The sequence below is a fragment of the Brevibacillus sp. LEMMJ03 genome (genome assembly GCF_007197875.1).
In the GTDB taxonomy this organism is placed as follows: domain Bacteria; phylum Bacillota; class Bacilli; order Brevibacillales; family Brevibacillaceae; genus Brevibacillus; species Brevibacillus thermoruber.
The window spans coordinates 1-25,460 of record NZ_VKJN01000020.1 but is presented as its reverse complement, the minus strand read 5'-3'; the positions used below and the strand labels follow the sequence as shown (position 1 = coordinate 25,460).

Here is a 25,460-nt window from a genome sequence, read left to right as displayed (position 1 = left end):
CCTTCGCGTGCCGCTTTTCGGATGGCAGGTACACACAAGCGCGTACCTTCTTCAGTATAGCGCGTTTCCTCTATTATATATAGGGCGGAACATGCCGGATTCCATTGCCAGCCGATCCCGCTTGCGTTCACACGGGGAAATTGGGTAAGATGGTCAAAGTGAGTCGATCTCCGGGCTCATGTTGTACGAGAACGCACCGGCGCGCAGGTGGGCAGCGGGACGGAGGAAAGCAGGAAAATCCCTTGTGCGGCAAGAAAAAACTTGCGTTGCCCAGTGCATTTTAGTACAATATTGAATGTTGGTCATGGACTTGCGATGATGTGGGAGGTTGCTGACACACCCGGCCCCTTTGCCATGACCGGGGTGCAGGATATTTCCACGGAGAAATGTCCGTTTATAAAATGGGCGAAAAAGGAGGGACTAAAATGGCAAAACAAAAGATTCGTATTCGTTTAAAGGCGTACGATCACAAAATCCTCGATCAGTCTGCTGAGAAAATCGTAGACACCGCGAAGCGTTCCGGTGCCAGCGTATCCGGTCCGATTCCGCTTCCGACGGAAAAAGCGGTTTACACGATTCTCCGCGCTGTTCACAAGTACAAAGACTCTCGTGAACAGTTCGAAATGCGTACGCACAAGCGTTTGATCGACATTTTGAACCCGACGCCGCAAACGGTTGACGCTCTGATGCGTCTGGATCTGCCGTCCGGTGTGGACATCGAGATCAAACTGTAAACTTGTAAAAGTGATACACGCGCGGGCGTTGTCTTAACGAACGCGATATACCAAGTCTTCAAACCCCGTAAACGGCACCCCTGCGCATCGGCAGGGACTTGATACAACACGAATGTTTTTTGGAGATAAGTACAGGAGGTGGCACACATGACCAAAGGAATCTTAGGGAAAAAACTTGGCATGACGCAAGTTTTTAGTCCGAACGGAGCAGCCATCGCTGTTACGGTTATCGAAGCTGGTCCTTGCGTCGTTCTGCAAAAGAAGGATCAAGAGAACGATGGCTATGAAGCGATCCAACTCGGCTTCGAAGACAAGAAAGAACAGCGTGCAAACAAACCGGAAAAAGGACACGCAGCGAAAGCAAACACTGCACCTAAGCGCTTCATTCGCGAAATTCGCGGAGTAAACCTCGCAGATTACGAGGTTGGTCAAGAACTGAAAGCTGACATTTTTGCCGAAGGAGAATTCGTAGACGTTGCCGGAGTAACCAAGGGGAAAGGTTTCCAAGGTGCCATCAAGCGCCACAACCAAGCCCGCGGTCCGATGGCTCACGGTTCCCGTTACCATCGTGGACCTGGTTCTCTCGGTGCGATCGCTCCGAACCGCGTATTCAAGGGTCAAACCCTGCCGGGTCAAATGGGTGGCGACAACGTAACCATCCAAAACCTGGAGATCATCAAGGTAGATGCGGATCGCAACCTGATTCTGGTAAAAGGCTCCGTGCCTGGCCCGAAAAACAGCTACGTTGTAGTATCCACGGCAGTCAAGAAGAACAAGTAAGGAAAGGAGGAACTGACATGCCAAAAGTAGCTCTTTACAACCAAGCCGGTTCTCAAGTGGGCGAAATCGAGCTGGCTGACAGCGTATTCGGCATCGAACCCAACAACGCTGTGCTCTTCGACGCAATCGTGATGCAGCAAGCTTCCCAACGCCAGGGCACTCACGATGTAAAGAACCGTTCTGAAGTAAGTGGTGGTGGCCGCAAACCGTGGCGCCAAAAAGGTACGGGTCGTGCCCGCCAAGGTTCCATTCGCGCTCCGCAATGGAAAGGCGGCGGTGTCGTATTTGGTCCGACTCCGCGTAAATACGGATACAAACTGAACCGCAAAGTTCGTCGTCTGGCGCTGAAATCCGCGCTGTCCGCGAAAGTGCAAAACAACGAACTGCTGGTTCTGGACGCGCTGAATATCCCGGCTCCGAAAACCAAGGATATGAAGGCTGTCCTGAACAACCTGAAAGTAGATCGCAAAGTTCTGATCGTAACGTCCGAATTCGATCAAAACGTAGCGCTCTCTTCCCGCAACATCCCGGGTGCGAAGTTCGTAGATGCTGCTGGCATTAACGTTCTCGACCTGGTGGCGCACGACAAAGTAATCGTAACGAAAGATGCGGTTGCGAAAGTAGAGGAGGTGCTCGCCTAATGAAGAGCCTTCACGACATCATCAAGCGCCCTGTCATTACGGAGCGCACCACTGACATGATGGCAGAGAAGAAGTACGTGTTTGAAGTACCTCTCAAAGCGAACAAAACCGAGATCAAGCAAGCGGTTGAGAAAGTGTTCGGCGTGAAAGTTGCGGCAGTCAACACCATGCGTGTTCCTGCGAAACCGAAGCGCTACGGCAAATACTCCGGTTACACCTCCGAGTGGAAAAAGGCGATCGTTAAGCTGACTGAAGACAGCAAAGAGCTGACGTTCTACGAAGGTGTATAACCCCGACGGCTACAGAAAAGGAGGGAATTTACATGGGTATCAAAAAGTTTAAACCGACTTCTCCTGGTCGTCGCCAAATGACGGTTTCTACTTTCGAGGAGATCACCAAGTCGACTCCTGAAAAATCCCTGTTGGCGCCCCTGACCAAAAAAGCAGGCCGCAACAACCAAGGGAAAATCACCGTTCGTCATCAAGGTGGCGGTCATAAACGCAAATATCGCATCATCGACTTCAAACGCAACAAAGACGGCATCGTAGGCCGCGTAGCTTCCATCGAGTACGACCCGAACCGTTCCGCCAACATCGCGCTGATCAACTACGTGGACGGCGAAAAGCGCTACATCATCGCGCCGCTGGGTCTGAAAGTAGGCGACGAGATCATCTCCGGTCCGAATGCCGACATCAAAATCGGTAACGCTCTGCCGCTGGAAAACATCCCGGTTGGTACGACGATCCACAACATCGAGCTGAAACCTGGCAAAGGCGGCCAACTGGTTCGCGCAGCCGGCGCATCCGCTCAACTGCTCGGCCGTGACGGCGATTTCGTCATCGTACGTCTCTCTTCCGGTGAGACTCGCCGCATTCACAACAACTGCCGCGCAACCATCGGTCAAGTCGGCAACCTCGACCACGAGCTGATCAACATCGGTAAAGCAGGTCGTTCCCGCTGGCTGGGTATCCGTCCGACTGTTCGCGGTAGCGTAATGAACCCGAACGATCACCCGCACGGTGGTGGTGAAGGCCGCGCTCCGATCGGTCGCAAAGCGCCTGTTACGCCTTGGGGTAAACCTACTCTGGGTCTCAAAACCCGCAAGAAGAAAAACAAATCCGATCAGTACATTATTCGCCGCCGCAAGAAGTAAGGACGGCTTTAGACAATTAACCGAACGCCTTTGGCGAAGGGAGGTTCACTTATGGGACGCAGCTTGAAGAAAGGTCCTTTCGTGGATGACCACTTGATGAAAAAAGTTGTTGAGCTGAACGAAAAAAACGAGAAGCGCGTGATTAAAACCTGGTCTCGCCGTTCGACCATCTTCCCGGAATTCGTCGGACACACGTTTGCCGTGTACGATGGCCGCAAGCATGTACCGGTATACGTAACGGAAGACATGGTTGGTCATAAACTGGGTGAATTTGCACCAACTCGTACCTTCAAGGGTCACGTCGACAACGACAAGAAATCCAAGAAGCGCTAATTTTCTCTTGACAGAGAGGAGGTACAAAGATGGAAGCTAAAGCAGTTGCTCGCTATATTCGCATCGCTCCTCGTAAAGTTCGCCTGGTGGTTGACTTGATTCGAGGCAAGCAGGTGGGTGAAGCGCTGGCGATCCTGAAGCACACGCCGAAAGCGGCTTCTCCCGTTGTTGAGAAACTCCTGAAATCGGCTATCGCTAACGCTGAGCACAACTACGAGATGGATCCGAACAACCTCGTGGTGAGCAAAATCTTCGTCGACCAAGGTCCGACGCTGAAGCGTTTCCGTCCGCGCGCTATGGGTCGCGCTAGCCGCATCCATAAACGCACCAGCCACATCACCGTGGTATTAAACGAGAAATAAGGAGGGATTACGTGTGGGTCAAAAGGTAAGCCCGGTTGGTCTTCGCATTGGCATTATCCGCGACTGGGAGTCCAAATGGTACGCTGACAAGGACTTCGCTACGCTCTTGCACGAAGACCTGAAAATCCGCAAATTCATCAAAGGGCGTCTGAAAGATGCTGCTGTATCCACCATTGAAATCGAACGCGCAGCGAACCGCGTGAACGTAACGATTCACACCGCTAAGCCTGGTATGGTAATCGGTAAGGGCGGTGCGGAAGTTGAGGTTCTGCGCAAATCGCTGACGGAGCTGACCGGCAAGCGCGTTCACATCAACATCAACGAAGTGAAAAAACCGGATCTGGATGCTACCCTGGTAGCTGAAAATATCGCTCGTCAACTGGAAAACCGCATTTCTTTCCGTCGTGCGCAAAAGCAAGCCATCTCCCGTACCATGCGTGCAGGCGCGAAAGGGATCAAAACACTGGTCAGCGGTCGTCTCGGCGGTGCTGACATCGCACGTTCCGAAGGTTACAGCGAAGGTACGGTTCCGCTTCACACGCTGCGCGCTGACATCGACTACGGCACGGCTGAAGCTCACACCACCTATGGTCGTATCGGCGTAAAAGTGTGGATCTACCGCGGAGAAGTCCTTCCGACGAAAAAGAACGTCGCTACTGAGGAAGGAGGCAAGTAATCATGTTGATGCCGAAACGCGTGAAACACCGCAAACAACATCGTGGCAAAATGCACGGTAACGCAAAAGGCGGCACCACTGTTGCATTCGGTGAATACGGTCTGCAAGCACTGGAGCCGGCATGGGTGACCAACCGTCAAATCGAGGCTGCCCGTATTGCGATGACCCGTTACATCCGCCGTGGCGGTAAAGTATGGATCAAAATCTTCCCTGACAAGCCAGTTACGCAAAAGCCGCTGGAAGTACGGATGGGTTCCGGTAAAGGTTCTCCTGAGCACTGGGTAGCGGTAGTGAAGCCTGGCAAGATCATGTTCGAACTTGCCGGCGTACCTGAAGAAACCGCTCGCGAAGCTATGCGCTTGGCCATGCACAAACTGCCGATCAAGTGCAAGTTCGTGAAGCGTGAAGAAGTGGGTGGTGACGCACATGAAGGCTAATGAGTTCCGCAATTTGACCACTGCCGAGATCGAACAAAACATCGCCTCTTTGAAAGAAGAGTTGTTCAACCTTCGTTTCCAGTTGGCTACCGGTCAACTCGAAAACACGGCTCGCATCAAGCAAGTACGTAAGGATATCGCACGTGCGAAAACCATCCTGCGCCAAAGAGAATTGGGGATCGGCTAATTAAAGGAAGGAGGTTGGAACAATGACCGCACAACGCAATATGCGTAGAACGATGGTAGGTCGTGTCGTTTCCGACAAAATGGACAAAACCATTGTGGTTTTGGTTGAGACCTACAAAAAGCACCCGCTGTACGGCAAGCGCGTGAAGTACTCCAAGAAGTTCAAGGCTCACGACGAGAACAACACGGCAAAAGTGGGCGACATCGTGGAAATCATGGAAACTCGTCCGCTGTCCAAAGACAAGCGCTTCCGCTTGGTACGCATCGTCGAAGAGGCAGTAATCGTATAAGCTAGATTTTCGGGTAAACACATCCGAAAGGAGGAACAGTAAATGATCCAAACTCAGACGAGATTGGCTGTTGCTGACAACTCCGGTGCAAAAGAACTTATGTGCATCAAGGTTCTGGGTGGTTCCGGTCGCAAAACGGCGAACATCGGTGACGTAATCGTGTGCTCCGTTAAATCCGCAACACCCGGCGGCGTTGTCAAGAAAGGTCAAGTAGTAAAAGCGGTTGTGGTACGCAGCGTACGTGGCGTTCGCCGCCCGGACGGTTCCTACATCCGTTTTGACGAAAACGCAGCGGTTATCATCCGTGAAGACAAATCTCCTCGCGGTACCCGTATCTTTGGACCGGTGGCTCGTGAACTCCGCGAGAAAGATTTCATGAAGATCATCTCTCTGGCTCCAGAGGTTATCTAATCTGAACGGAAATACTCAGGTAGTTTGTTCGATAGGAGGTGCACCAAGCGATGCACGTAAAGAAAGGCGACACTGTAATCGTAATTGCGGGCAAAGACAAAGGCAAAAAAGGTCGCGTTCTCGCTGCATATCCGAAGAAAGAGCGCGTTCTGGTTGAAGGTATCAACCTCGTGAAAAAACACACCCGTCCGTCTCAAACCAATCCGCAAGGCGGCATTGTAACTCAAGAAGCACCGATTCACGTTTCCAACGTATCCTTGATCGATCCGAAGACCGGCAAAGCTACTCGCATCGGTTACAAGGTACTGGAAAACGGTAAAAAAGTTCGGTACGCGAAAAAATCTGGCGAAGTTATCGACAAGTAGTCAGATCGGAAAGGAGGATGTCCTAGATGGCAGCAAGATTGAAAGAAAAATACCTGAAAGAAATCGTGCCTAGCCTGATGAGCAAGTTTAACTACTCTTCCATCATGCAGGTTCCGAAAGTGGAAAAAGTAATCATCAACATGGGCGTGGGTGAAGCGGTAGGCAACGCCAAAGCGCTGGATTCCGCAGTGGAAGATCTGCAAACCATCGCTGGCCAAAAGCCGGTCGTAACCCGTGCGAAAAAATCCATCGCCGGTTTCAAACTGCGTGAAGGCATGGCAATCGGCGCGAAAGTAACCCTGCGCGGCGAACGCATGTATCACTTCCTCGACAAACTGATGAACGTTGCGCTTCCGCGCGTGCGCGACTTCCGCGGCGTTTCTTCCAAAGCGTTCGACGGTCGCGGCAACTACACGCTCGGTCTGAAGGAACAACTGATCTTCCCGGAGATCGAGTACGATAAGATCGACAAGGTTCGCGGTATGGACATCGTCATCGTCACTTCCGCAAAAACGGATGAAGAGGCACGTGAACTGCTGACTCAAATGGGTATGCCATTCCGTAAATAAACCCCATCGTAAGGAGGGAAGAATGTGGCAAAGAAATCGATGATCGTCAAGCAACAACGGAAACCGAAATTTGCGGTTCGCGCTTACACCCGCTGCGAGCGCTGCGGCCGTCCTCACTCCGTGTTGCGCAAATTCAAGCTCTGCCGTATTTGCTTCCGTGAACTTGCTTATAAAGGCCAAATCCCTGGCGTGAAAAAAGCAAGCTGGTAATTTGAAACGGGAAGGAGGTTCTCTCTCATGGTTATGACTGATCCAATCGCAGATATGCTTACCCGCATTCGCAATGCCAACATGGTTCGCCACGAGAAAGTGGAAATTCCGGCGTCCACCATCAAGAAGGAAATCGCTCGCATCCTGAAGGAAGAAGGTTTCATTCGCGATGCGGAATTCGTTGAAGACAACAAACAAGGGATTATCCGTGTGTTCCTGAAATACGGCCCGAACAACGAGCGCGTTATCACCGGTCTGAAGCGTATCTCCAAACCGGGTCTGCGCGTGTACGCGAAAAGCACCGAGATCCCGAAAGTTCTCGGCGGTCTGGGCATTGCCCTGATCTCCACGTCTGCCGGCGTGATGACCGACAAACAAGCACGCCAAGCACACGTGGGCGGCGAGGTTCTCGCTTACGTTTGGTAATTACAGATTGAAAAGCACAGGAGGTGCACCACATGTCTCGTGTCGGTAAAAAACCGATCGTGGTCCCTGCAGGCGTTACCCTCACTCTGAACGGTACCGAGCTGACGGTAAAGGGCCCTAAGGGTACACTTGTTCGTAAATTCCATCCGGATATGAAAATCAACATCAGCGATAACGAGGTTATCGTTGAACGTCCCAGCGACAACAAACTGCACCGTTCCCTGCACGGTACGACGCGTGCACTGATCGCCAACATGGTAACGGGCGTATCCGAAGGCTTCTCCCGTACGCTGGAGCTGGTGGGTGTCGGTTACCGTGCCGCCAAGTCCGGCAAGGGCGTAACGCTTTCTCTCGGTTTCTCCCATCCGGTAGAGATCACTCCTGAAGAGGGGATCGAAATCGAAGTACCGAACCAAACCACGCTGGTGGTAAAAGGCATCGACAAGGAGCGCGTAGGCCAGGTTGCTGCCGAAATCCGCTCGATCCGCAAACCTGAACCGTACAAAGGCAAAGGGATCAAGTACAGCGATGAAGTGGTTCGCCGCAAAGAAGGCAAAAAGGGTAAATAAGCTTCGTAGTTTCATGAGAAGGGAGGCCGCGTAATGTTTACGAAACCTGATAAAAACAAAGCTCGGAAAAAACGTCATCTGCGTATCCGCAAGCGCGTCGTAGGTTCTGCCGCACGTCCGCGCCTGAACGTATTCCGTTCTTCCAAGCACATCTATGCTCAACTGATTGACGATGTGGCCGGCCACACACTGGCAGCCGCATCCTCGCTGGATAAAGAGCTGGGCCTGAAAAACGGCGCAAACGTGGAAGCTGCTGCAGCAGTCGGCACACTGATCGCAAAACGCGCAAAGGAAAAAGGCCTGACCGAAGTGGTCTTTGACCGTGGCGGTTACATTTATCATGGACGTATCAAAGCACTGGCAGAAGCAGCTCGCGAAGCTGGCCTGCAATTCTAACAACAAGGAGGGTAAGGAATGCGTATCGACCCTAGCAAATTAGAGCTGGAAGAAAAAGTTGTCGCCGTTAACCGCGTCGCGAAAACGGTTAAGGGTGGCCGTCGCATGAGCTTCAGCGCCCTGGTTGTTGTCGGCGACCGCAACGGTCATGTAGGCGCCGGTATGGGGAAAGCGCAGGAAGTTCCGGACGCCATTCGCAAGGCGATTGAAGACGCTAAGAAAAAACTGATCCGCGTACCGCTGAAAGGAACGACGATTCCGCACGAAGTCCTGTGCCAGTTCGGCTCCGGCAAAGTGCTGATCAAGCCGGCTTCCGAAGGTACCGGTGTCATCGCCGGCGGTCCTGTCCGCGCGGTACTGGAGCTTGCTGGTGTAGGCGACGTATTGAGCAAGTCTCTCGGTTCCAACAACCCCATCAACATGGTCAACGCTACGCTGGAAGGCCTCAGCCGCCTGAAAACAGCGGAAGAAGTCGCGAAACTGCGCGGTAAGACTGTTGACGAGTTGCTGGGTTAATAAGGAGGGAATGAACATGGCAAAACTGCAAATCACCCTCAAGCGCAGTCTGATCGGCCGCACCGTCGATCAAAAGGATACCGTCAAAGCACTGGGTCTCCGTAAAATTCACCAAACCGTTGTGAAAGAAGACAATCCGGCAATCCGCGGGATGATCTTCAAAGTGAAGCACCTGGTTGAAGTAAAAGAAGTAGAAGCGTAATCACCATTTCCATAAGGTTAGGAGGTGCAAGGAATGAAATTGCATGAACTGAAACCTGCAGAAGGATCCCGTCACACTCGTAAGCGCGTCGGTCGCGGTATCGGTAGCGGTACCGGCAAAACCGCCGGCAAAGGTCACAAAGGTCAAAACGCCCGTTCCGGCGGCGGTGTTCGCCCTGGTTTCGAGGGTGGTCAAAACCCGCTGTACCGTCGTCTGCCTAAGCGCGGTTTCACCAACATCTCTCGCAAGGAATACGCGATTGTGAGCCTGGACGCGCTGAACCGTTTTGAAGAAGGCACCGTGGTGACGCCTGAACTGCTGAAAGAAACCGGCGTTATTTCCGCTCTGCGTGACGGTGTAAAAGTTCTTGCCAACGGCGAACTGAACGTGAAGCTGACCGTAAAAGCTCACAAGTTCTCCGCTGCTGCTGCTGAGAAGATCGCTCAAGTCGGTGGAACAGCCGAGGTGATCTAATGTTAGCCTCGCTCACTAACATTTTTAAGATAGGCGACCTGCGTCGTAAGGTTTTGTTTACACTGATGATGCTGGTCGTCTTCCGAATCGGGAGCTTCGTCCCTGTCCCCAACGTGAATGTCGAGTTGTTTCAGCAGAACACGAACCATCTGCTGGGGTTGTTGAACACCTTCTCCGGCGGGGCGCTGCAAAACTTCTCGATTTTTGCGATGGGGATCATGCCGTACATCACGGCATCGATCATCATGCAGCTCCTGTCCATGGATGTGGTGCCGAAGTTTACGCAGTGGGCCCGTGAAGGGGAAGTGGGACGCCGCAAGATCGCGACGGTGACCCGTTACTTCACGGTGGTCCTCGCCCTCATCCAGTCGGTGGGGATGACTATCGGCTTCAACAACATGGCGCCTGGTTTGCTGAAAGACACGTCCATTGGCAGTTACGCATTGATTGCCATCACCCTTACAGCAGGGACCTCGTTCCTGATGTGGATGGGCGAACAAATTACGGAGAAAGGGATCGGCAACGGGATTTCGATTATCATCGTGGCCGGGATCGTGGCCAACATCCCGACCGGCATCGCGACGATTTACACGTCCCAGTTCAGCGATCCGAGCCAGAATTTGTTCTTCAGTATCGTGAAGGTACTGCTCATTCTGCTGGTGATCATCGCCATTATTGTCGGGGTCATTTTCATGCAGCAAGGTGTGCGCAAGATTCCGGTACAGTACGCCAAACGCGTGGTTGGCCGCAAAATGTACGGTGGTCAATCCACGCACATCCCGCTGAAGATTAACTCGGCGGGTGTGATTCCGGTCATCTTCGCCGTCTCGCTGGTGATTTTCCCCTCAACCATTGCACAGTTCTGGGTGGATCCATCCGGAACGGGAATCGCCAACTGGATTTACACGCATTTCCAACCCAGCGCACCGTTTGGGATGACGCTTTACGCGTTCTTGATTATCGGGTTCACCTACTTCTACACCTTTGTACAGATCAACCCTGTACAACTGGCGGAGAACATGAAGAAAAATGGCGGTTACATTCCTGGTATCCGACCCGGTAAAAACACCGAGGTGTACATTACCCGTACGTTGAACCGTCTGACACTGGCGGGCGCTCTGTTCCTGATGGTGATTTCCATCATGCCATTCTTCTTCAGCAAGCTGGCGAACCTGCCGCAGTCGATTTACATCGGCGGTACGTCGCTTTTGATCGTGATCGGGGTTGCGCTCGATACGATGAAGCAGATCGAAAGCCAGATGATCAAGCGCCACTACCAAGGGTTCATCAAGTAACCGAGGTGTTGAAAAGCTTTCTTCAGCCGACCGGAGGCTGCGCGATGCGCGGTGAAGCTTTTCGCACGGGACGGAGGGAATGGACGTGAATATAATTTTGATGGGTTTGCCTGGGGCCGGCAAAGGTACGCAGGCGGAACGAATCGTAAAAGAGTTTGACATCCCGCACATCTCGACTGGCGACATGTTCCGGGCAGCGGTCAAAAACGAGACGCCGCTCGGACTTGAAGCCAAGTCCTACATGGATAAAGGGCTGCTCGTCCCCGATGAGATCGTCATCGGGATCGTGCGGGAGCGCCTGGCGATGGATGATTGCGCAAAGGGATTCCTGCTCGACGGGTTTCCGCGCACGGTGCCGCAGGCGGAGGCATTGACGGCTACCTTGAAGGAGCTGGGCCGCGAGATCGACCATGTGATCAATATCAACGTTCGCCGGGAGTTCCTGATCGAACGTCTGACCGGTCGCTGGATCTGCCCGATTTGCGGAGCGAGCTACCACACGCTGTTCAATCCGCCGAAAGAGGCAGGCGTGTGCGACAAGGATGGCGGCAAGCTGTTCCAGCGCGATGACGACAAGCCGGAAGTGGTGGCGCAGCGCCTCGATGTCAACATCGCCCAAGCACAACCGCTCATCGACTACTACGCTGAGCAAGGCCTCCTGCGAAACATCAATGGTGAACAGGATATCCAGGTCGTATTCGCGGAAATCACGTCTGTGTTGCGAGGGTAAGGGAGCATGATCATCCTGAAGTCGAAAGCAGAGCTTGAGGTTATGCGCGAAGCTGGTCGGATCGTCGCACTCACCCATCAAGAGCTGGCCAAGGCCATCAAGCCTGGCGTGACGACAAAGCAACTGGACGAACTCGCCGAAACCTTTATCCGCAGCATGGGAGCCATTCCATCGTTCAAAGGCTACGGTGGCTTTCCAGGAAGTATCTGTACTTCAGTCAATGAAGAACTCGTACACGGGATCCCAGGAAAACGGACGTTGCAAGAAGGAGACATCATCAGCATCGACATCGGTGCCCAGTTCCAAGGGTATCATGGAGACTCCGCTTGGACGTATCCGGTCGGCAACATTTCGGAAGAAGATCAGCGTTTGCTGCGAGTGACGGAAGAGTCGCTGTACAAGGGGCTGGAGAAAGCCATGCCCGGTGCGCGGCTGTCTGACATTTCCCACGCGATTCAGATCCACGCAGAGGCTGCCGGCTTCACGCTCGTTCGCGAGTATGTGGGGCATGGGATCGGGCAAAACTTGCACGAAGACCCCCAGGTTCCCAACTACGGCCCGCCTGGACGCGGTCCACGGTTGAAACCGGGAATGGTGTTGGCAGTCGAACCAATGGTCAATGCCGGCGAACGTTATGTCCGCACTTTGGAGGACAATTGGACGGTTGTGACAGTGGATCGAAAAAAATGTGCTCATTTTGAACACACCATCGCGATTACGGAAGAGGGCTATGAGATTTTAACGCGGGCGTAGCCGAAGCCCCGGGTTCGCTTCGGAATTGTCGTCCAACGTGTCGACGTTAAGTTCGTTGTGTGAGCCAAACGCAAAACTCATGGTCTGACTGAAGACAGAGGAAAGGAGAGCTTGCCATGGCAAAAGACGATGTGATTGAAGTGGAAGGTACGGTAATCGAGCCTTTGCCGAATGCGATGTTTCGGGTAGAATTAGAGAATGGGCACAAGGTGCTCGCTCACGTCTCCGGAAAGATCCGCATGCACTTTATCCGCATTCTGCCTGGGGATAAGGTAACGGTTGAGCTGTCGCCGTACGACTTGACACGCGGACGCATTACGTACCGCTACAAATAAGCGAAACCCCTAGAAGAGGGAGGCAAGAACCATGAAAGTGAGACCTTCGGTTAAACCGATTTGCGAAAAGTGCAAGGTTATCCGTCGGAAAGGTAACGTAATGGTTATTTGTGAAAATCCTAAGCATAAGCAAAAACAAGGGTAATCAAGGAGGTGCTTTTGACACATGGCACGTATTGCAGGCGTTGACTTGCCTCGCGAAAAGCGCGTGGAAATCGCTCTTACCTACATCTTTGGTATCGGCCGTCCCACGTCCCAAAAAATTCTGTCCGCTACCGGCGTAAATCCGGATACTCGCGTTCGTGACCTGACAGAAGAAGAAGTCAGCAAACTGCGCGATTACATCGACAAAAACCTGAAGGTGGAAGGCGATCTTCGTCGTGAGATCTCCCTGAACATCAAGCGTCTGATGGAAATCGGCTGCTACCGCGGCATCCGTCACCGCCGTGGCCTGCCGGTTCGCGGTCAACGCACGAAAACCAACGCTCGTACGCGCAAAGGCCCGCGCCGTACTGTAGCGAACAAGAAGAAGTAAAGGAGGGTAATTGGACATGGCGAAAAGAAAACAAGCGACTGCTACTCGTACCCGTCGTCGTGATCGCAAAAACGTGGAAGTCGGCGTAGCTCACATCCGCTCCACGTTTAACAACACGATCGTAACCATCACTGATCCGCACGGCAACGCAATTTCCTGGTCCAGTGCAGGTGCCCTCGGCTTCAAGGGCTCCCGCAAGAGCACGCCGTTCGCTGCGCAAATGGCTGCCGAAGCCGCTGCGCGCGTGGCAATGGAACATGGCATGCGTTCTTGCGAAGTGCTGGTAAAAGGACCGGGCGCTGGCCGTGAAGCCGCGATCCGTTCCCTGCAAGCAGCAGGTCTGGAAGTAAACATGATCAAAGACGTGACGCCGATTCCGCACAACGGTTGCCGTCCGCCAAAACGTCGCCGCGTGTAACGGGTTTATATCGTTCAGAACATGTCCATACTAGAATGGTAAATTCTGATTCAATAGCTTGTCATGCACGCAAACGGTAAACCGCCGGGGAAATTCCTGAGTGGGCTGAATCGGCCCACCCAAGAATTTCGACGTTTTGAAGGAGGGTTTGTTTAATGATAGAAATAGAAAAACCGAAAATCGAGGTTGTGGAAGTAAGCGACGACAACTCGTACGGGAAGTTCGTTGTTGAACCTCTGGAGCGCGGATACGGCACCACTCTTGGCAACTCGCTGAGACGGATTCTCCTCTCGTCTTTGCCAGGCGCGGCAGTGCGCACCGTTCAAATTGACGGGGTCCTTCACGAGTTCTCTACGGTTGAAGGCGTTGTGGAAGATGTGACGGAAATCATCCTGAACATCAAGGGCCTGGCGCTGAAGATTCATTCCGATGAAGAAAAAGTCATCGAGATTGACGCAGAGGGCGAAGGCGTCGTCAAGGCGGGAGATATCCGCGCCGACAGCGATGTGGAGATCTTGAACCCTGATCTTCATATCGCAACGTTAGCAAATGGCGGTCGTCTGCACATTCGTATGACAGCTGGACGTGGACGTGGATATGTTCAAGCAGATGGTAACAAATCGGAAGACCAACCGATCGGTGTGATTCCGATTGATTCGATTTATACGCCGATCAAGCGCGTCAACTATCAAGTGGAAAATACCCGTGTCGGGCAAATGACCAACTATGACAAGTTGACGCTTGAAGTATGGACCAACGGCAGCATCAGTCCGGAAGAAGCCGTTAGTCTCGGCGCCAAAATCATGACGGAGCATCTCAACCTGTTTGTCGGCCTGACGGATGAGGCGAAAGATGCGGAAATCATGGTCGAAAAAGAAGAGGACAAGAAAGAGAAAGTGCTCGAGATGACCATCGAAGAGCTCGATCTCTCTGTCCGTTCCTACAACTGCTTGAAGCGTGCCGGTATCAATACCGTGCAAGAGCTGACGCAGAAGACCGAAGAGGACATGATGAAAGTGCGCAACTTGGGCCGCAAATCCCTGGAAGAAGTGCAGGAAAAGCTGGCTGAGTTGGGCTTGTCCCTGCGCAGCGACGACTAGGGAAGGCTGACAGCGCCTGGACTCCGTCCTCACGGAACATTCCCTCCGGAGAGGGGATTTCAGATCTGGCTTCGCTCCAGCCATGGCTGAGCGGTGCCAGCGTGAAAAAGGAGGTAAGAACATGGCATACCGTAAATTGGGTCGTCGTAGCGCGGCGCGCAAAGCGCTGTTCCGCGACTTGGTAACCGACCTGATCATCAACGAGCGCATTGAAACCACCGAGATGAAGGCAAAAGAACTGCGCTCCATCGCTGAACAAATGATTACGCTGGCCAAGCGCGGTGACCTGCATGCTCGCCGTCAAGTCGCTGCTTTCGTTCGCAAGGAAGTGGCGAATGAAGAAGGCCGCGATGCGGTTCAAAAGCTGTTCGATGAGATCGCGCCTCGTTACAAAGAGCGCAACGGCGGTTACACCCGTATCCTGAAGACAGGTCCTCGCCGCGGCGACGCAGCACCGATGGCGTACATCGAATTAGTGTAATAGCACACTCAGATTGTGAAAAAGGGTGGGGACAGACTCTGGTCTTAGGCTGGACTCTGATTCATGCCCTTTTTTCTTTGTTCAAATCCCTGTCCAAGGCTGGGAGGATGTGAGCGCCTCATGAAGGAGGAACAACTGCTGGCTTTCCAGGGCGTCTCTTTTGCCTACGAGGGCGAGGGAGGGGCGGCCGTACCGGTGCTGAATGGGATCGACTTGGAGATTGCCAAAGGAACCTTTGTCTCCATCCTCGGTCCCAACGGATCGGGCAAGTCGACGCTGGCCAAACTGTCGAACGGCCTGCTGCTCCCGAACGAGGGAGCCGTCATCGTCAGCGGCATGGACACCAGGGACGGCGAGCTGCTCTGGGAAGTGCGCCGCCACGTCGGCATGGTGTTTCAAAATCCGGACAATCAGATCGTGGGGGCCACTGTGGAGGACGATGTGGCATTCGGCCTGGAGAACATGGGCGTGCCGCCGGACGAGATGCGCCGCCGTGTGGACGAAGCGCTGGCGGCCGTCGGGATGGAGCGCCACCTGCACGACCAACCCCACCACCTGTCGGGCGGTCAGAAGCAGCGCGTGGCGATCGCCGGCATCATGGCGATGCGCCCATCCGTGCTCATTCTGGACGAGGCGACAGCGATGCTGGATCCCCAGGGACGGCGTGACGTGTTGGCGTTGGCCCGCCGGCTCAACCGGGAAGAGGGAATCACGGTGGTGAATATCACCCATTTTCCCGAAGAAGCCGTCTTTTCCGATCGGGTCATCGTCATGAGCGGCGGGCGGATTGAGCTGGACGGTTCCCCTTCCGAGGTGTTTGCCCGGCCGGAGCGCCTGCAGGAACTGGGCCTGGACGTGCCGTTTGCCGTCCGGCTTCGCCGCGCGCTGGCGGACGAGGGAGTACAGCTTCCGTTTGTACTGCACCAAGAGGAGCTGGTGGAGCACTTATGCAGATTACTTTTGACCAGGTAAGCCACATCTACGGCAGAGGAACGCCGTTTGAACGGACGGCGCTGCGCGACGTCTCGCTGACCATTCCGGCGGGCTCGTTTGTGGGCATCATCGGCCAAACGGGATCGGGCAAGTCCACGCTGATCCAGCACCTCAACGGTCTGCTGCAGCCGACGTCGGGTACGATCACCCTGGGGGACGTAAAGGTGACCCCGCGGGAAAAAATGCCCCATGCCCGCCGGCGCGACATCGGCCTCGTCTTTCAGTACCCGGAACACCAGTTGTTTGAAGAGACGGTCGCCAAGGATGTGGCGTTTGGGCCGCTCAACTTTGACATGCCGCCGGAGCTGGTGGAGGTTAGGGTCCGGGAGGCGCTCGAGATCGTCGGCCTTGACTATGAAGCGGTCAAGGACCGCTCCCCGTTTCATCTGAGCGGCGGGCAGATGCGGCGCGTGGCGATTGCCGGCGTATTGGCGATGCAGCCCAAGGTGCTGATTTTGGACGAACCGACGGCAGGGCTTGATCCCGCCGGGCGCAAGGCGATTTTGGAAGCCATTTACCGGATTCATCGCGAACAGCGGCTCACCACCGTGCTGGTCACGCACAGCATGGAAGAAGCGGCCCGCTACGCCGACCGGCTGATTGTCATGGCACAGGGACGGGCGGTGCTGGAAGGCAGCCCGGATGAGGTGTTCGCGCACGCCGACCGACTGCGGGAGCTGGCGCTGGACGTGCCGGAGACAGTGGCGCTGGTCACGCAATTGAATCAACGGCTGCCGGAAACGGAACGGCTGCCTTCGTCCCTGTATCGGGAAGAAGCGCTGATCGAACATCTGTTGGCGCGGCTGTCTGTGGCAAAGGAGCGATAGGCCATGCTGCAGCACATTGCGATCGGCCAGTACGTGCCGGGACAATCGTTTCTCCACCAGACCGACCCCCGCAGCAAACTGCTGTTTGTCATCCTGTTCGCCGCGCTTGTCTTTTGGGCCAACAACGCGGCCACCTATGCCGTCCTGGTGGGTTTCATGCTGGCAGGCGTCCTGTTGTCCCGACTGTCGCTGTCGTACATTTTGAAAAGCCTGCGCCCTGTCTGGCTGCTGATCCTCTTTACCGTGGTCCTGCACCTCGTGATCACCAAGGGGGGAGAGGTCTACTTCCGCTGGGGATGGCTGAGCGTGGAGGAAATGGGGGTCCGCCAGGCGGTGTTCATCTCGCTCCGCCTGACGCTGCTCGTGCTGATCAGCTCCCTCTTGACGCTGACGACGTCCCCGATTGACCTGACGGAAGGATTGGAGAGGCTGCTCGGTCCCACCGGCCGGATCGGCGTTCCCGTGCATGAGATCGCCCTGATGATGTCGATCGCGCTTCGCTTCATCCCCACGCTGATGGAGGAGACGGACAAGATCATCAAGGCGCAGACGGCGCGGGGGGCCAATTTGACCGAGGGCAGCCTCGTCCGCCGCGCCCGCAGTCTGATGCCGATCGTCATTCCGCTGTTTGTCGGCGCATTCCGCCGGGCAGAAGAGCTGGCTTTGGCGATGGAGGCGCGCGGCTATCGCGGGGGAGTGGGGCGCACGCGTCTGCGCAGGCTGAAGTGGAGCTGGCGGGACGGCTGCGTGGCCGCGGCGGCTTGTGCACTTACGTTTGTGATAGGATGGTGGCGCACATGAGGCGTTTGAAGTGCGTCGTGGCCTACGACGGCACGGATTACAGCGGGTTTCAGGTACAGCCCGATCAGATTACGGTGCAGGGCGAGATCGAAGCCGCGCTGCGGCGGATCACCGGAGAGGAGATCCAGATTGTCGGTTCCGGCCGGACCGACGCCGGCGTCCACGCCCGCGGCCAGGTTTTCCACTTCGATACCGCCAGCGGCATTCCGATCGACAAGTGGGCGTTTGTGCTGAACAATCAGCTCCCCGATTCCATCGTCATCCGCTCGGTGGAGGAGGCGGATCCGGCGTTTCACGCCCGTTTCGACGTCAAGGTCAAGGAGTACCGCTACTGCATCGACAACCGACCGGTCCCCGACGTCTTCCGCCATCGCTACGCCGACCATATCCGCCACCCGCTCGATCTGGAGGCGATGCGGCGTGCTGCCGCTCACCTGATCGGCGAGCACGACTTCACGTCGTTTTGTTCGGCCAAAACCTTTGTCGAGGACAAGGTGCGGACCGTGTACGACTTACGCGTGGAGCGGACGGGCAGCGAGATTTGGGTCGTCTGCCGGGGCAACGGGTTTTTGTACAACATGGTGCGGATCATCGTCGGCACCCTGGTGGAAGTGGGCCAGGGCAAGCGCCACCCGGACGAGGTAAAGGAGATTCTGCGGGCGAGGGACCGGGAACAGGCCGGAAAAACGGCGCCCGCGAAAGGGCTGACGATGTGGGAGGTCGTCTATTGACGCTCGGCGACCGGCTCAAGACCGGACAGGCCTTTTTCCAGCCGTTGGGGAGGAAGTCGGCTCTTGACTCAGCCTCTCCGATGTAGTACGATATTCCTTGGTATTTTCATACCCCGCTAGCCCCACTCTAGCCCCGGGATTGAAAAACAAGAACGTGGTTTCAATGAAACACCTGGAGAAGTTGCTCACCCGTTATAGGCAGCGTTCTCCACTTCATGATTTCCATGATTCCAGATGGAACGGTAACAATTTAGGAGGGACAAACATGCGTACCACATATATGGCGAAACCGCTCGAAGTCGAGCGCAAATGGTACATCGTTGACGCAGAAGGTCAAACGCTCGGGCGTCTGGCTAGCGAAGTCGCTTCCATTCTGCGCGGCAAATACAAACCGGAATTCACCCCGCACGTTGACACCGGCGATTTCGTAATCGTGATCAACGCGGACAAAGTAAAACTGACCGGGAAAAAACTGCAGGACAAAATCTACTACTCCCACTCCCTCTACCCGGGTGGTCTGAAAAAGACGACAGCAGGCGACATGCTGAAAAACAAACCTGTAAAAATGTTTGAACTGGCTGTAAAAGGCATGCTGCCGAAAAACAGCCTGGGACGTCAAATCTTCACCAAGCTGAAAGTATACGCTGGTCCGGAACATCCGCACGCAGCACAAAAACCGGAAGTTTGGCAAATCCGCGGATAAGGTAAAGGGAGGAAAGACTCGTGGCACAAGTACAATACTACGGTACAGGTCGTCGTAAGCACTCCGTAGCACGCGTTCGCCTGGTTCCTGGCGAAGGTCGCATTGTGATCAACAAGCGTGACATGGATAACTACTTTGGGTTGGAAACCCTGAAACTGATTGTGAAACAACCGCTCGTACTGACCGAAACGTTGGGTCGCTACGATGTATTGGTCAACGTAAAAGGTGGCGGTACCACCGGTCAAGCTGGTGCCATCCGTCACGGTGTGGCTCGTGCGCTGCTGAAAGCAGATCCGGAACTGCGCGGCGCCCTGAAACGCGCCGGCTTCCTGACTCGCGATCCGCGCATGAAAGAGCGTAAAAAATACGGTCTCAAAGCAGCTCGCCGCGCTCCGCAATTCTCCAAGCGCTAATCGGCTGTTCGATGCAAAACCCCTTGTCTGGCTTGCAGACAGGGGTTTTTGTTTTTCCCGCGAGCCGTCATAATTGTCCGGTATTGTCCATATGATGGGAAAGAGAATGGGACAAAGGGGACGGTGCAAGGTGGCTCGAAAAGTAGTCGGCTGGGTGCTTGCCTTCTTTTTGCTGCTGGTGTTGTTCACCTATGAAGCGCCGGAACGCTCCTCCTGGACGGCCTGGTCGCTGCCGCTGGCCGGTACGGTGATCGCCATTGATCCGGGGCACGGCGGGCCGGACGGCGGGGCCGTTTCCGCGGACGGCACGGTCGTGGAAAAAGAGGTGACCCTGGCCATCAGCATGTATCTGCGTGATTTCCTGCAGCAGGCGGGAGCTTACGTGATCATGACCCGGGAGGAAGACAAGGACCTCGCTTCCCCGGAGGTGCAGAAGCTGCGGCAGCGCAAGTCGGAAGACATTCGCAACCGGGTCAAGCTGGTCAACGACAGCACGCCCGATTTTCTCGTCAGCATTCACGTCAATGCCATTCCCTCGCCGCGGTGGTCCGGCGCGCAGACCTTCTACTATCCGGCCTACAAGAAGAGCGCGGAAATGTCCTACCTGATCCAGAACGAAATCAAACGGGTGCTGAACAATACCGATCGCCATCCGATCAAGACGGATGACGTCTTCCTGATCCGCGAAGTGAACTGCCCGGCCGTGCTGGTGGAGGTGGGCTTTGCCAGCAACCCGGAGGAAGCGAAACGGCTTCGTTCCGTCGAGTATCAGAAAGCGCTGGCCAACGCCATTTACCAGGGCATGCTGCGCCATTATTCGGGCGAAAAGGTGCCAAACCTGCCGTAAGCGCGCCCGCAAACGTGTCCAGCCCTGTTGGATATGCTATAATGGACGCGCGTACGACTGTAGGACAAATGGCTGAGACACGTTTGACAAATATTGATGCCTGGGGTGGACGATATGTTGACGAAAGAACAAGTGCTGGAAGCGCTGCGTGACGTAAAAGACCCGGAAATTAACCGCAGCCTGGTGGAATTAAACATGATTCGCGACATCCGCATCGACGGAGAAACGGTCAGCCTGACCGTCGTGCTGACGATTACCGGCTGTCCGCTGAAGGCGAAGATCGAGCAGGACGTCATCGACGCGCTCAAGCAATTGGGGGCCAAAGAGGTACGCCTCCAATTTGGAGCGATGACAGACGAGGAGCGGGCCGCCCTAAGCGCCCAATTGCGCGGGGGGCAGACACCGGCTGCTCCTGCGGGACAAGCGCCGCTGTTGAACCCGATTCTGGCCAAAGACTCCCACACCACCTTTATCGCCATCACCTCCGGAAAAGGCGGCGTCGGCAAGTCCACCGTCACCGTCAATCTGGCCGTCTCGCTGGCCCGCATGGGAAAACGCGTCGGCATTATCGACGCAGACATTTACGGGTTCAGCGTACCGGACATGATGAACATCGAACAGCGTCCGACGGTGATCGGCGAAACGATTTTGCCGGTGGAACAATTCGGCGTGAAAGTGATGTCCATGGGCTTTTTCGTGGAGGACAACTCGCCGGTGATCTGGCGCGGTCCGATGCTGGGCAAGATGCTGCGCAACTTCTTTACGGAAGTGCACTGGGGCGATGACCTCGACTATTTGCTGCTCGACCTGCCGCCGGGAACGGGAGACATGGCTCTGGACGTGCACACGATGATTCCGCAGAGCAAGGAAATCATTGTGACGACGCCGCACCCGACAGCCTCGTTTGTAGCCGCCCGGGCGGGGGCGATGGCCAAACGGACCGGACACGAGATCCTCGGGGTCGTGGAAAACATGGCCTGGTACGAGGCGAAGGATGGCTCCAAGGAGTACGTGTTTGGCAAAGGAGGCGGGGCGAAACTGGCCGAGGTGCTCAGCACCGAGCTGCTGGCCCAGATTCCGCTCGGTCAGCCGGACAACCATCCGGCCGAGCCGGACTATTCGCCGTCCGTCTACCGGGCCGATTCGCCGATCGGCAAGCTGTATCTGGATATGGCCAAGCGCGTCGCCGAAAAGTGCGAAGCAGCCATCGGCCAATAAGCGAAAAACAAAAAGGTGGGCTCTTGATGGGAGCTCACCTTTCTCTTTAGGATTGGCTGTCTCCGCCGCCTTCCCCGCTGCCGCTTTTTTTCTTGCCTTTTTTCATGGTTTTCGGCTTCATCATGTCTTCCGTGGCCTTGGTCATCAACGTCATCATCTCGGCCTGGAACAGGGGGCTTTGCATCGCTTCCTTCATGATTTGCATGGTTTGTTTCCGGTAGGCGGAGCTTCTCATCAGTTCCATCATATTTTTTTCGAACTCCGGGTCCCGCATGATGCTGATCATCATTTTCTGGTACTCGGGATCCTTCATCAGGTCTTTCATCAGCGCCTTGTGCTCGTTCTTCATCGATTTGGCCAGCGTGCTGGTGAATTTCGGGTCCTTGAACGCTTCTTTGATTTGCGGATTGTCCGGCTTGGAAATGCTCTGGATCAGCGCGGTGCGTACCGTGGACTCGTCCATGATGAGGCTTTGCTTGAACGATTCGTCCTTCATCATGTTGATTACGGATTTTTTGGCTTCGTCCGTCTTCAAAATGTCCAGGACCATGTCCTTCATGCTTCTATAATCAGGCTGTGTCGTGTTCTGAGCTGGTCCGCCGACGCCGCAGCTTGTCATGACCAGGCTGACCGCCAGCAACAACCAAAACGATACGGTTCGCTTCCTCATGGGCGGTGACCTCCTTTACCCGGCTACCCTTAACGTGCACCGATTGTTTTGTTCTTACGCTAGTATTTTCTTGCACGGGTTGGTACAATCATTATCGATGTGGATAGGAGGGACGTACGGTGAGTCTGCGCAAGTACGGCTGGCTGTTTTTTACCACCCTGCTGCTTGGCGGGTTGGGCGGGATTCTGGTCGGCATGATTTTCGCATCGGAAAAATTGCTGGAAGGCGGCATGGCCAATTTTTTTATGGGCACGTTCATGCAAATGCTGTACGGGATGACCATCAGCATTGTGGCGCAAATGGGTTTTTTTGCCTACATGACGATCAATTACCTTGCGCGAGGGCTGTTCAAAAACCCTTCGTTGTGGAAGAGCATCCAGGTATTTTTGGTGTTGTTTGTATTTTTTGACATGGTGTACCTGCGTTACACCCTGTTGGGCGAAGACGGCTCCGTCTGGCCGTTTTTCGTGGAGCCGATCCTGCTCCTGCTGGTCGCCGTGGTCACCGCCTACGGGAAAGCGCGCCTGACCAACCAGACGGCATGGGTGCCCACGCTGTTTTTCATGTTCGTGTTTTCGGCCATCGAATGGATCCCCGCGTTGAAACAATACAACGTGCATGCCACCTTGTCGATGCTGGTGCCGCTCTTGTTTTGCAACGTCTGGCAAGTCATGCATTTGCATCGTCTGGTCAAACGGGAAAGCTGACCGCTGTCAACGGTCAGCTTTTCTCGCTTACTTGACTTCCTGGCTTTGTACCTGGGAACCGGCAATCAGTTCCGAGACAGTGACGAACTCGTAGCCGTCGGCCCGCAGCTTGTCGATAATCTGGGGCAGGGCGAGGTGGGTCTGCTTGCAGGAATCACTGGCGTGGAGCAGCACGATGTCGCCCGGATGGGCTTTGGACAGGACGTTGTTTACAATCGTGTCGACGCCGGGATTGATCCAATCCTTGGAGTCGGTGTCCCACTGGATGACCGTGTAGCCCATTTCATCGGCAATCCGCAGCACGCGCTTGTCGAAGTCTCCGTTCGGCAAGCGGATCAGCTTGGGCTTTTTTCCCGTCAGTTCGGTCAGAATCGTGTGGGCCCTGCCGATCTGGGCACGGATTTCCTCGTCCGTATATTTGCTGTAATAGTCGTGTTTATGCCCGTGGGAACCGATTTCAAATCCGTCGTCGACGATCCGCTTGACGATCTCCGGATGACGCTGGCTCCAGGGGGAAGACAGGAAAAAGGTCGCTTTGTTTACCTTTTTTTCCTTCAGGATGTCCAAAATGGGCACGGCTCTCGTCTCTCCCCAGCTAATGTCGAAGGTCAGGGCGATTTTCTTCTCGTTGGTATCCACCTTGTAAATGGCTTGGGGAGCTTTGCTGCTGTCCGAGATGACGGTGATGGCGTCCCGTTCGGCATAGGCGATGCCAGCCGCCATCAGGAGAGCGGTGAGGATGATCAGCACCTGTTTCAAGCGTTGCGCGCTCAAGACGAACATGAATTTCATGACGGCACCTCCTTTGTCCCCTTACAGTTTATGCCGGATTGAGGAGGATATTCTTTGTCCGCGTGGGTATTGTTGCGGTACAATGCATATAGTGTACTAACCAGGCTGTAAAGGAGCGTACTTCATGAACACTCGGTTTCGACGCCTGTGGACGGACAACAAGTGGTACATTGTGACCGCCTGCCTGCTGTTTTTGGGTGGAGCCATGGTCGGCTTTCTGCAGTCCCATGCCGTGCACGATATGGTCAGCGGCCTGATGGACGAATTGAAGGACATGGCCCAGCGCATCAGGGATAGCGGCCAAGGGGTGACGGCTCTGTTTTGGGCGATCTTTGTCAACAACGTCACCAGTTCGCTGATGATGATGGCGTTGGGGCTGTTTTTTGCCGTTTTCCCCGTGATCGGGATGGTGGCCAACGGCGTGCTGTTCGGCTATATCCTGGCGCAGTACAGCGCGGCGGGAATAAGCCCGTGGCTCATCTTCGCGGTCGGCATTTTGCCGCATGGCATCATTGAGCTGCCGACGGTCCTGTTCGCTGCCGGCGTGGGCATGCGTTTGGGCGTGCTCAGTTTGCGTTCCGTTGGCGGACTTTTTCAGCCGAGCAGTTGGGAGCGGGTAAAAAACGACTGGTACGACGTGTTGAAACAATTCCCCACTGCCGTGCTGACCGTGATTGGTTTGCTGTTTGTGGCTGCCGTGGTGGAGAGCGTGGTGACCCCGTTGCTTCTCCACTCGACCATAGGGGAACAGCTTCAACAAGTGAAATGGCTCCAGTAGCTTTGCCGGACCCCCTCTGATCAGAGGATCAGAGGGGGGTTGTTTGTGAATATGCCCGAAATCGGTTGGACATGATAAAGGGTAGACTCGGTGAGGCGGAGGTCGATATGGTTGCTGGGGTTTTTATTCAATGCAAAAGAAGTGCAAGAGCTGGAGTATCTGCTGAAGCGAGAACTGGAAGAGATGCTGCTGGACTTTGGCGACAAGCGGATTGATTATCTGGTCAAGCGGGCCATGGAGGAAAGGTATTCGATTATCTTTCGCATGTACGCCCGCATCGCCTCGCCCAACGAGCTCTCCAAGTACGTCAGACGCAGGAACTCACAAAAGGAATATTTTACCTGATAAATATTTTTAAAAAACCTATTGACTCAAAGTGGGTACACGTGATAGATTAATTCTTGTCCTCGAGAGAACAAGTCAAAAACGACGAGGAGCTCGAGGCGAAAACAGTGATCATGCTCCTTGAAAACTGAACAGCGAAAGCGTTGAACGAGCCTAGCAATTCTTTTTCTTGAAGCTAATGATTCAACTCAACTTTATTGGAGAGTTTGATCCTGGCTCAGGACGAACGCTGGCGGCGTGCCTAATACATGCAAGTCG

43 protein-coding genes and 1 rRNA gene are annotated in these 25,460 nt (G+C 54.7%); 42 read left to right on the top strand and 2 right to left on the bottom strand.

The window, feature by feature from the left end:
- The first annotated feature begins 425 nt into the window (after positions 1-425).
- From rpsJ to FOI68_RS19460, 38 genes are all read left to right on the top strand, one after another.
- Complete coding sequence (gene rpsJ / locus FOI68_RS19645) at positions 426-734, top strand: 30S ribosomal protein S10 (RefSeq protein WP_029101070.1); 309 nt, start codon at positions 426-428, stop codon at positions 732-734.
- A gap of 147 nt (positions 735-881) precedes the next feature.
- Positions 882-1,514, top strand: coding sequence for a 50S ribosomal protein L3 (gene rplC / locus FOI68_RS19640; protein WP_029101069.1), 633 nt, complete (start codon positions 882-884; stop codon positions 1,512-1,514).
- Positions 1,515-1,531: 17 nt separating this feature from the next.
- Positions 1,532-2,155, top strand: a complete 624-nt coding sequence (gene rplD / locus FOI68_RS19635; protein WP_029101068.1) for a 50S ribosomal protein L4 — start codon at positions 1,532-1,534, stop codon at positions 2,153-2,155.
- Positions 2,155-2,445 carry a 50S ribosomal protein L23 gene (gene rplW, locus FOI68_RS19630; protein ID WP_029101067.1) on the top strand — a complete coding sequence of 97 codons (291 nt, stop codon included), beginning with the start codon at positions 2,155-2,157 and terminating at the stop codon, positions 2,443-2,445. Before rplD ends, rplW begins: the two co-directional genes overlap by 1 nt.
- Before the next feature lie 32 nt (positions 2,446-2,477).
- A complete protein-coding gene (rplB, locus tag FOI68_RS19625) occupies positions 2,478-3,308 on the top strand; it encodes a 50S ribosomal protein L2 (RefSeq protein ID WP_029101066.1) in 831 nt (276 codons plus the stop codon).
- A 51-nt stretch (positions 3,309-3,359) separates the two neighbouring features.
- A complete protein-coding gene (gene rpsS, locus FOI68_RS19620) occupies positions 3,360-3,641 on the top strand; it encodes a 30S ribosomal protein S19 (RefSeq protein ID WP_029101065.1) in 282 nt (93 codons plus the stop codon).
- 29 nt (positions 3,642-3,670) lie between these two features.
- On the top strand, positions 3,671-4,003 hold the full coding sequence (gene rplV / locus FOI68_RS19615; protein WP_029101064.1) for a 50S ribosomal protein L22: 333 nt from the start codon (positions 3,671-3,673) through the stop codon (positions 4,001-4,003).
- A gap of 13 nt (positions 4,004-4,016) precedes the next feature.
- On the top strand, positions 4,017-4,679 hold the full coding sequence (rpsC, locus tag FOI68_RS19610) for a 30S ribosomal protein S3 (RefSeq protein WP_029101063.1): 663 nt from the start codon (positions 4,017-4,019) through the stop codon (positions 4,677-4,679).
- A 2-nt stretch (positions 4,680-4,681) separates the two neighbouring features.
- Entirely contained in the window at positions 4,682-5,116 is a 435-nt protein-coding gene (gene rplP / locus FOI68_RS19605) for a 50S ribosomal protein L16 (RefSeq protein ID WP_029101062.1), read from the top strand.
- Complete coding sequence (rpmC, locus tag FOI68_RS19600; protein WP_029101061.1) at positions 5,106-5,303, top strand: 50S ribosomal protein L29; 198 nt, start codon at positions 5,106-5,108, stop codon at positions 5,301-5,303. The genes rplP and rpmC overlap by 11 nt, the downstream gene beginning before the upstream one ends.
- A gap of 22 nt (positions 5,304-5,325) precedes the next feature.
- Positions 5,326-5,592, top strand: a complete 267-nt coding sequence (rpsQ, locus tag FOI68_RS19595; RefSeq protein ID WP_029101060.1) for a 30S ribosomal protein S17 — start codon at positions 5,326-5,328, stop codon at positions 5,590-5,592.
- A 42-nt stretch (positions 5,593-5,634) separates the two neighbouring features.
- Entirely contained in the window at positions 5,635-6,003 is a 369-nt protein-coding gene (gene rplN / locus FOI68_RS19590; protein ID WP_029101059.1) for a 50S ribosomal protein L14, read from the top strand.
- Positions 6,004-6,053: 50 nt separating this feature from the next.
- Positions 6,054-6,368, top strand: a complete 315-nt coding sequence (gene rplX / locus FOI68_RS19585) for a 50S ribosomal protein L24 (protein WP_029101058.1) — start codon at positions 6,054-6,056, stop codon at positions 6,366-6,368.
- 26 nt (positions 6,369-6,394) lie between these two features.
- Positions 6,395-6,937 carry a 50S ribosomal protein L5 gene (rplE, locus tag FOI68_RS19580; protein ID WP_029101057.1) on the top strand — a complete coding sequence of 181 codons (543 nt, stop codon included), beginning with the start codon at positions 6,395-6,397 and terminating at the stop codon, positions 6,935-6,937.
- 24 nt (positions 6,938-6,961) lie between these two features.
- A complete protein-coding gene (locus FOI68_RS19575) occupies positions 6,962-7,147 on the top strand; it encodes a type Z 30S ribosomal protein S14 (protein ID WP_019123526.1) in 186 nt (61 codons plus the stop codon).
- Between the two features lie 27 nt (positions 7,148-7,174).
- On the top strand, positions 7,175-7,573 hold the full coding sequence (rpsH, locus tag FOI68_RS19570; RefSeq protein ID WP_029101056.1) for a 30S ribosomal protein S8: 399 nt from the start codon (positions 7,175-7,177) through the stop codon (positions 7,571-7,573).
- 32 nt (positions 7,574-7,605) lie between these two features.
- Complete coding sequence (gene rplF, locus FOI68_RS19565) at positions 7,606-8,142, top strand: 50S ribosomal protein L6 (RefSeq protein WP_029101055.1); 537 nt, start codon at positions 7,606-7,608, stop codon at positions 8,140-8,142.
- A gap of 33 nt (positions 8,143-8,175) precedes the next feature.
- A complete protein-coding gene (gene rplR, locus FOI68_RS19560; protein ID WP_029101054.1) occupies positions 8,176-8,538 on the top strand; it encodes a 50S ribosomal protein L18 in 363 nt (120 codons plus the stop codon).
- An 18-nt stretch (positions 8,539-8,556) separates the two neighbouring features.
- The gene (gene rpsE / locus FOI68_RS19555; protein WP_029101053.1) at positions 8,557-9,054 is read left to right on the top strand and encodes a 30S ribosomal protein S5; all 498 of its coding nucleotides are present in this window, start codon (positions 8,557-8,559) and stop codon (positions 9,052-9,054) included.
- A gap of 16 nt (positions 9,055-9,070) precedes the next feature.
- Positions 9,071-9,256, top strand: a complete 186-nt coding sequence (gene rpmD, locus FOI68_RS19550; protein WP_029101052.1) for a 50S ribosomal protein L30 — start codon at positions 9,071-9,073, stop codon at positions 9,254-9,256.
- 33 nt (positions 9,257-9,289) lie between these two features.
- On the top strand, positions 9,290-9,730 hold the full coding sequence (gene rplO / locus FOI68_RS19545) for a 50S ribosomal protein L15 (protein WP_029101051.1): 441 nt from the start codon (positions 9,290-9,292) through the stop codon (positions 9,728-9,730).
- Entirely contained in the window at positions 9,730-11,025 is a 1,296-nt protein-coding gene (gene secY / locus FOI68_RS19540; RefSeq protein WP_029101050.1) for a preprotein translocase subunit SecY, read from the top strand. The genes rplO and secY overlap by 1 nt, the downstream gene beginning before the upstream one ends.
- 85 nt (positions 11,026-11,110) lie before the next feature.
- On the top strand, positions 11,111-11,755 hold the full coding sequence (locus FOI68_RS19535; RefSeq protein ID WP_029101049.1) for an adenylate kinase: 645 nt from the start codon (positions 11,111-11,113) through the stop codon (positions 11,753-11,755).
- Between the two features lie 6 nt (positions 11,756-11,761).
- A complete protein-coding gene (gene map, locus FOI68_RS19530) occupies positions 11,762-12,508 on the top strand; it encodes a type I methionyl aminopeptidase (protein ID WP_029101048.1) in 747 nt (248 codons plus the stop codon).
- 116 nt (positions 12,509-12,624) lie between these two features.
- Positions 12,625-12,843, top strand: a complete 219-nt coding sequence (gene infA / locus FOI68_RS19525) for a translation initiation factor IF-1 (protein WP_003333772.1) — start codon at positions 12,625-12,627, stop codon at positions 12,841-12,843.
- A 31-nt stretch (positions 12,844-12,874) separates the two neighbouring features.
- Positions 12,875-12,988 carry a 50S ribosomal protein L36 gene (gene rpmJ / locus FOI68_RS19520; protein WP_003333770.1) on the top strand — a complete coding sequence of 38 codons (114 nt, stop codon included), beginning with the start codon at positions 12,875-12,877 and terminating at the stop codon, positions 12,986-12,988.
- A 21-nt stretch (positions 12,989-13,009) separates the two neighbouring features.
- Positions 13,010-13,378, top strand: coding sequence for a 30S ribosomal protein S13 (gene rpsM, locus FOI68_RS19515; protein ID WP_029101047.1), 369 nt, complete (start codon positions 13,010-13,012; stop codon positions 13,376-13,378).
- Positions 13,379-13,394: 16 nt separating this feature from the next.
- A complete protein-coding gene (gene rpsK, locus FOI68_RS19510) occupies positions 13,395-13,796 on the top strand; it encodes a 30S ribosomal protein S11 (protein ID WP_029101046.1) in 402 nt (133 codons plus the stop codon).
- A gap of 155 nt (positions 13,797-13,951) precedes the next feature.
- The gene (locus FOI68_RS19505; RefSeq protein ID WP_029101045.1) at positions 13,952-14,896 is read left to right on the top strand and encodes a DNA-directed RNA polymerase subunit alpha; all 945 of its coding nucleotides are present in this window, start codon (positions 13,952-13,954) and stop codon (positions 14,894-14,896) included.
- Between the two features lie 121 nt (positions 14,897-15,017).
- Positions 15,018-15,377, top strand: a complete 360-nt coding sequence (gene rplQ / locus FOI68_RS19500; protein WP_029101044.1) for a 50S ribosomal protein L17 — start codon at positions 15,018-15,020, stop codon at positions 15,375-15,377.
- A 120-nt stretch (positions 15,378-15,497) separates the two neighbouring features.
- A complete protein-coding gene (locus tag FOI68_RS19495; RefSeq protein ID WP_029101043.1) occupies positions 15,498-16,349 on the top strand; it encodes an energy-coupling factor transporter ATPase in 852 nt (283 codons plus the stop codon).
- Complete coding sequence (locus FOI68_RS19490) at positions 16,325-17,197, top strand: energy-coupling factor transporter ATPase (protein WP_029101042.1); 873 nt, start codon at positions 16,325-16,327, stop codon at positions 17,195-17,197. Before FOI68_RS19495 ends, FOI68_RS19490 begins: the two co-directional genes overlap by 25 nt.
- Positions 17,198-17,200: 3 nt before the next feature.
- On the top strand, positions 17,201-17,998 hold the full coding sequence (locus tag FOI68_RS19485; protein ID WP_035296722.1) for an energy-coupling factor transporter transmembrane component T family protein: 798 nt from the start codon (positions 17,201-17,203) through the stop codon (positions 17,996-17,998).
- On the top strand, positions 17,995-18,729 hold the full coding sequence (gene truA / locus FOI68_RS19480; protein WP_143864071.1) for a tRNA pseudouridine(38-40) synthase TruA: 735 nt from the start codon (positions 17,995-17,997) through the stop codon (positions 18,727-18,729). Before FOI68_RS19485 ends, truA begins: the two co-directional genes overlap by 4 nt.
- Positions 18,730-18,994: 265 nt before the next feature.
- A complete protein-coding gene (gene rplM, locus FOI68_RS19475; protein ID WP_029101039.1) occupies positions 18,995-19,432 on the top strand; it encodes a 50S ribosomal protein L13 in 438 nt (145 codons plus the stop codon).
- Between the two features lie 20 nt (positions 19,433-19,452).
- Complete coding sequence (gene rpsI / locus FOI68_RS19470) at positions 19,453-19,845, top strand: 30S ribosomal protein S9 (RefSeq protein WP_029101038.1); 393 nt, start codon at positions 19,453-19,455, stop codon at positions 19,843-19,845.
- A 130-nt stretch (positions 19,846-19,975) separates the two neighbouring features.
- Complete coding sequence (gene cwlD, locus FOI68_RS19465; protein ID WP_029101037.1) at positions 19,976-20,692, top strand: N-acetylmuramoyl-L-alanine amidase CwlD; 717 nt, start codon at positions 19,976-19,978, stop codon at positions 20,690-20,692.
- A gap of 114 nt (positions 20,693-20,806) precedes the next feature.
- The gene (locus FOI68_RS19460; protein WP_029101036.1) at positions 20,807-21,910 is read left to right on the top strand and encodes an Mrp/NBP35 family ATP-binding protein; all 1,104 of its coding nucleotides are present in this window, start codon (positions 20,807-20,809) and stop codon (positions 21,908-21,910) included.
- A 46-nt stretch (positions 21,911-21,956) separates the two neighbouring features.
- Here FOI68_RS19460 and gerD read toward each other — a convergent pair whose 3' ends face one another.
- Complete coding sequence (gene gerD, locus FOI68_RS19455; RefSeq protein WP_143864070.1) at positions 21,957-22,580, bottom strand: spore germination lipoprotein GerD; 624 nt, start codon at positions 22,578-22,580, stop codon at positions 21,957-21,959.
- A 119-nt stretch (positions 22,581-22,699) separates the two neighbouring features.
- Between gerD and FOI68_RS19450 the strand changes: the two genes are divergently transcribed.
- Positions 22,700-23,287 (top strand): KinB-signaling pathway activation protein, encoded by a 588-nt coding sequence (locus FOI68_RS19450; protein ID WP_035296729.1) that lies wholly within the window; start codon positions 22,700-22,702, stop codon positions 23,285-23,287.
- A 27-nt stretch (positions 23,288-23,314) separates the two neighbouring features.
- Here the strand turns inward: FOI68_RS19450 and pdaB are convergent, their stop codons facing one another.
- On the bottom strand, positions 23,315-24,079 hold the full coding sequence (gene pdaB / locus FOI68_RS19445; RefSeq protein WP_044899133.1) for a polysaccharide deacetylase family sporulation protein PdaB: 765 nt from the start codon (positions 24,077-24,079) through the stop codon (positions 23,315-23,317).
- Positions 24,080-24,203: 124 nt separating this feature from the next.
- Here pdaB and FOI68_RS19440 point away from each other — a divergent pair, with 124 nt between their 5' ends.
- The 3 genes from FOI68_RS19440 to FOI68_RS19430 form a co-directional block, all read left to right on the top strand.
- Positions 24,204-24,857, top strand: a complete 654-nt coding sequence (locus tag FOI68_RS19440; RefSeq protein WP_143864069.1) for a stage II sporulation protein M — start codon at positions 24,204-24,206, stop codon at positions 24,855-24,857.
- Positions 24,858-24,968: 111 nt separating this feature from the next.
- A complete protein-coding gene (locus FOI68_RS19435; protein WP_029101031.1) occupies positions 24,969-25,202 on the top strand; it encodes a hypothetical protein in 234 nt (77 codons plus the stop codon).
- Between the two features lie 194 nt (positions 25,203-25,396).
- A 16S ribosomal RNA gene (locus FOI68_RS19430) occupies positions 25,397-25,460 on the top strand; the annotation flags it as partial.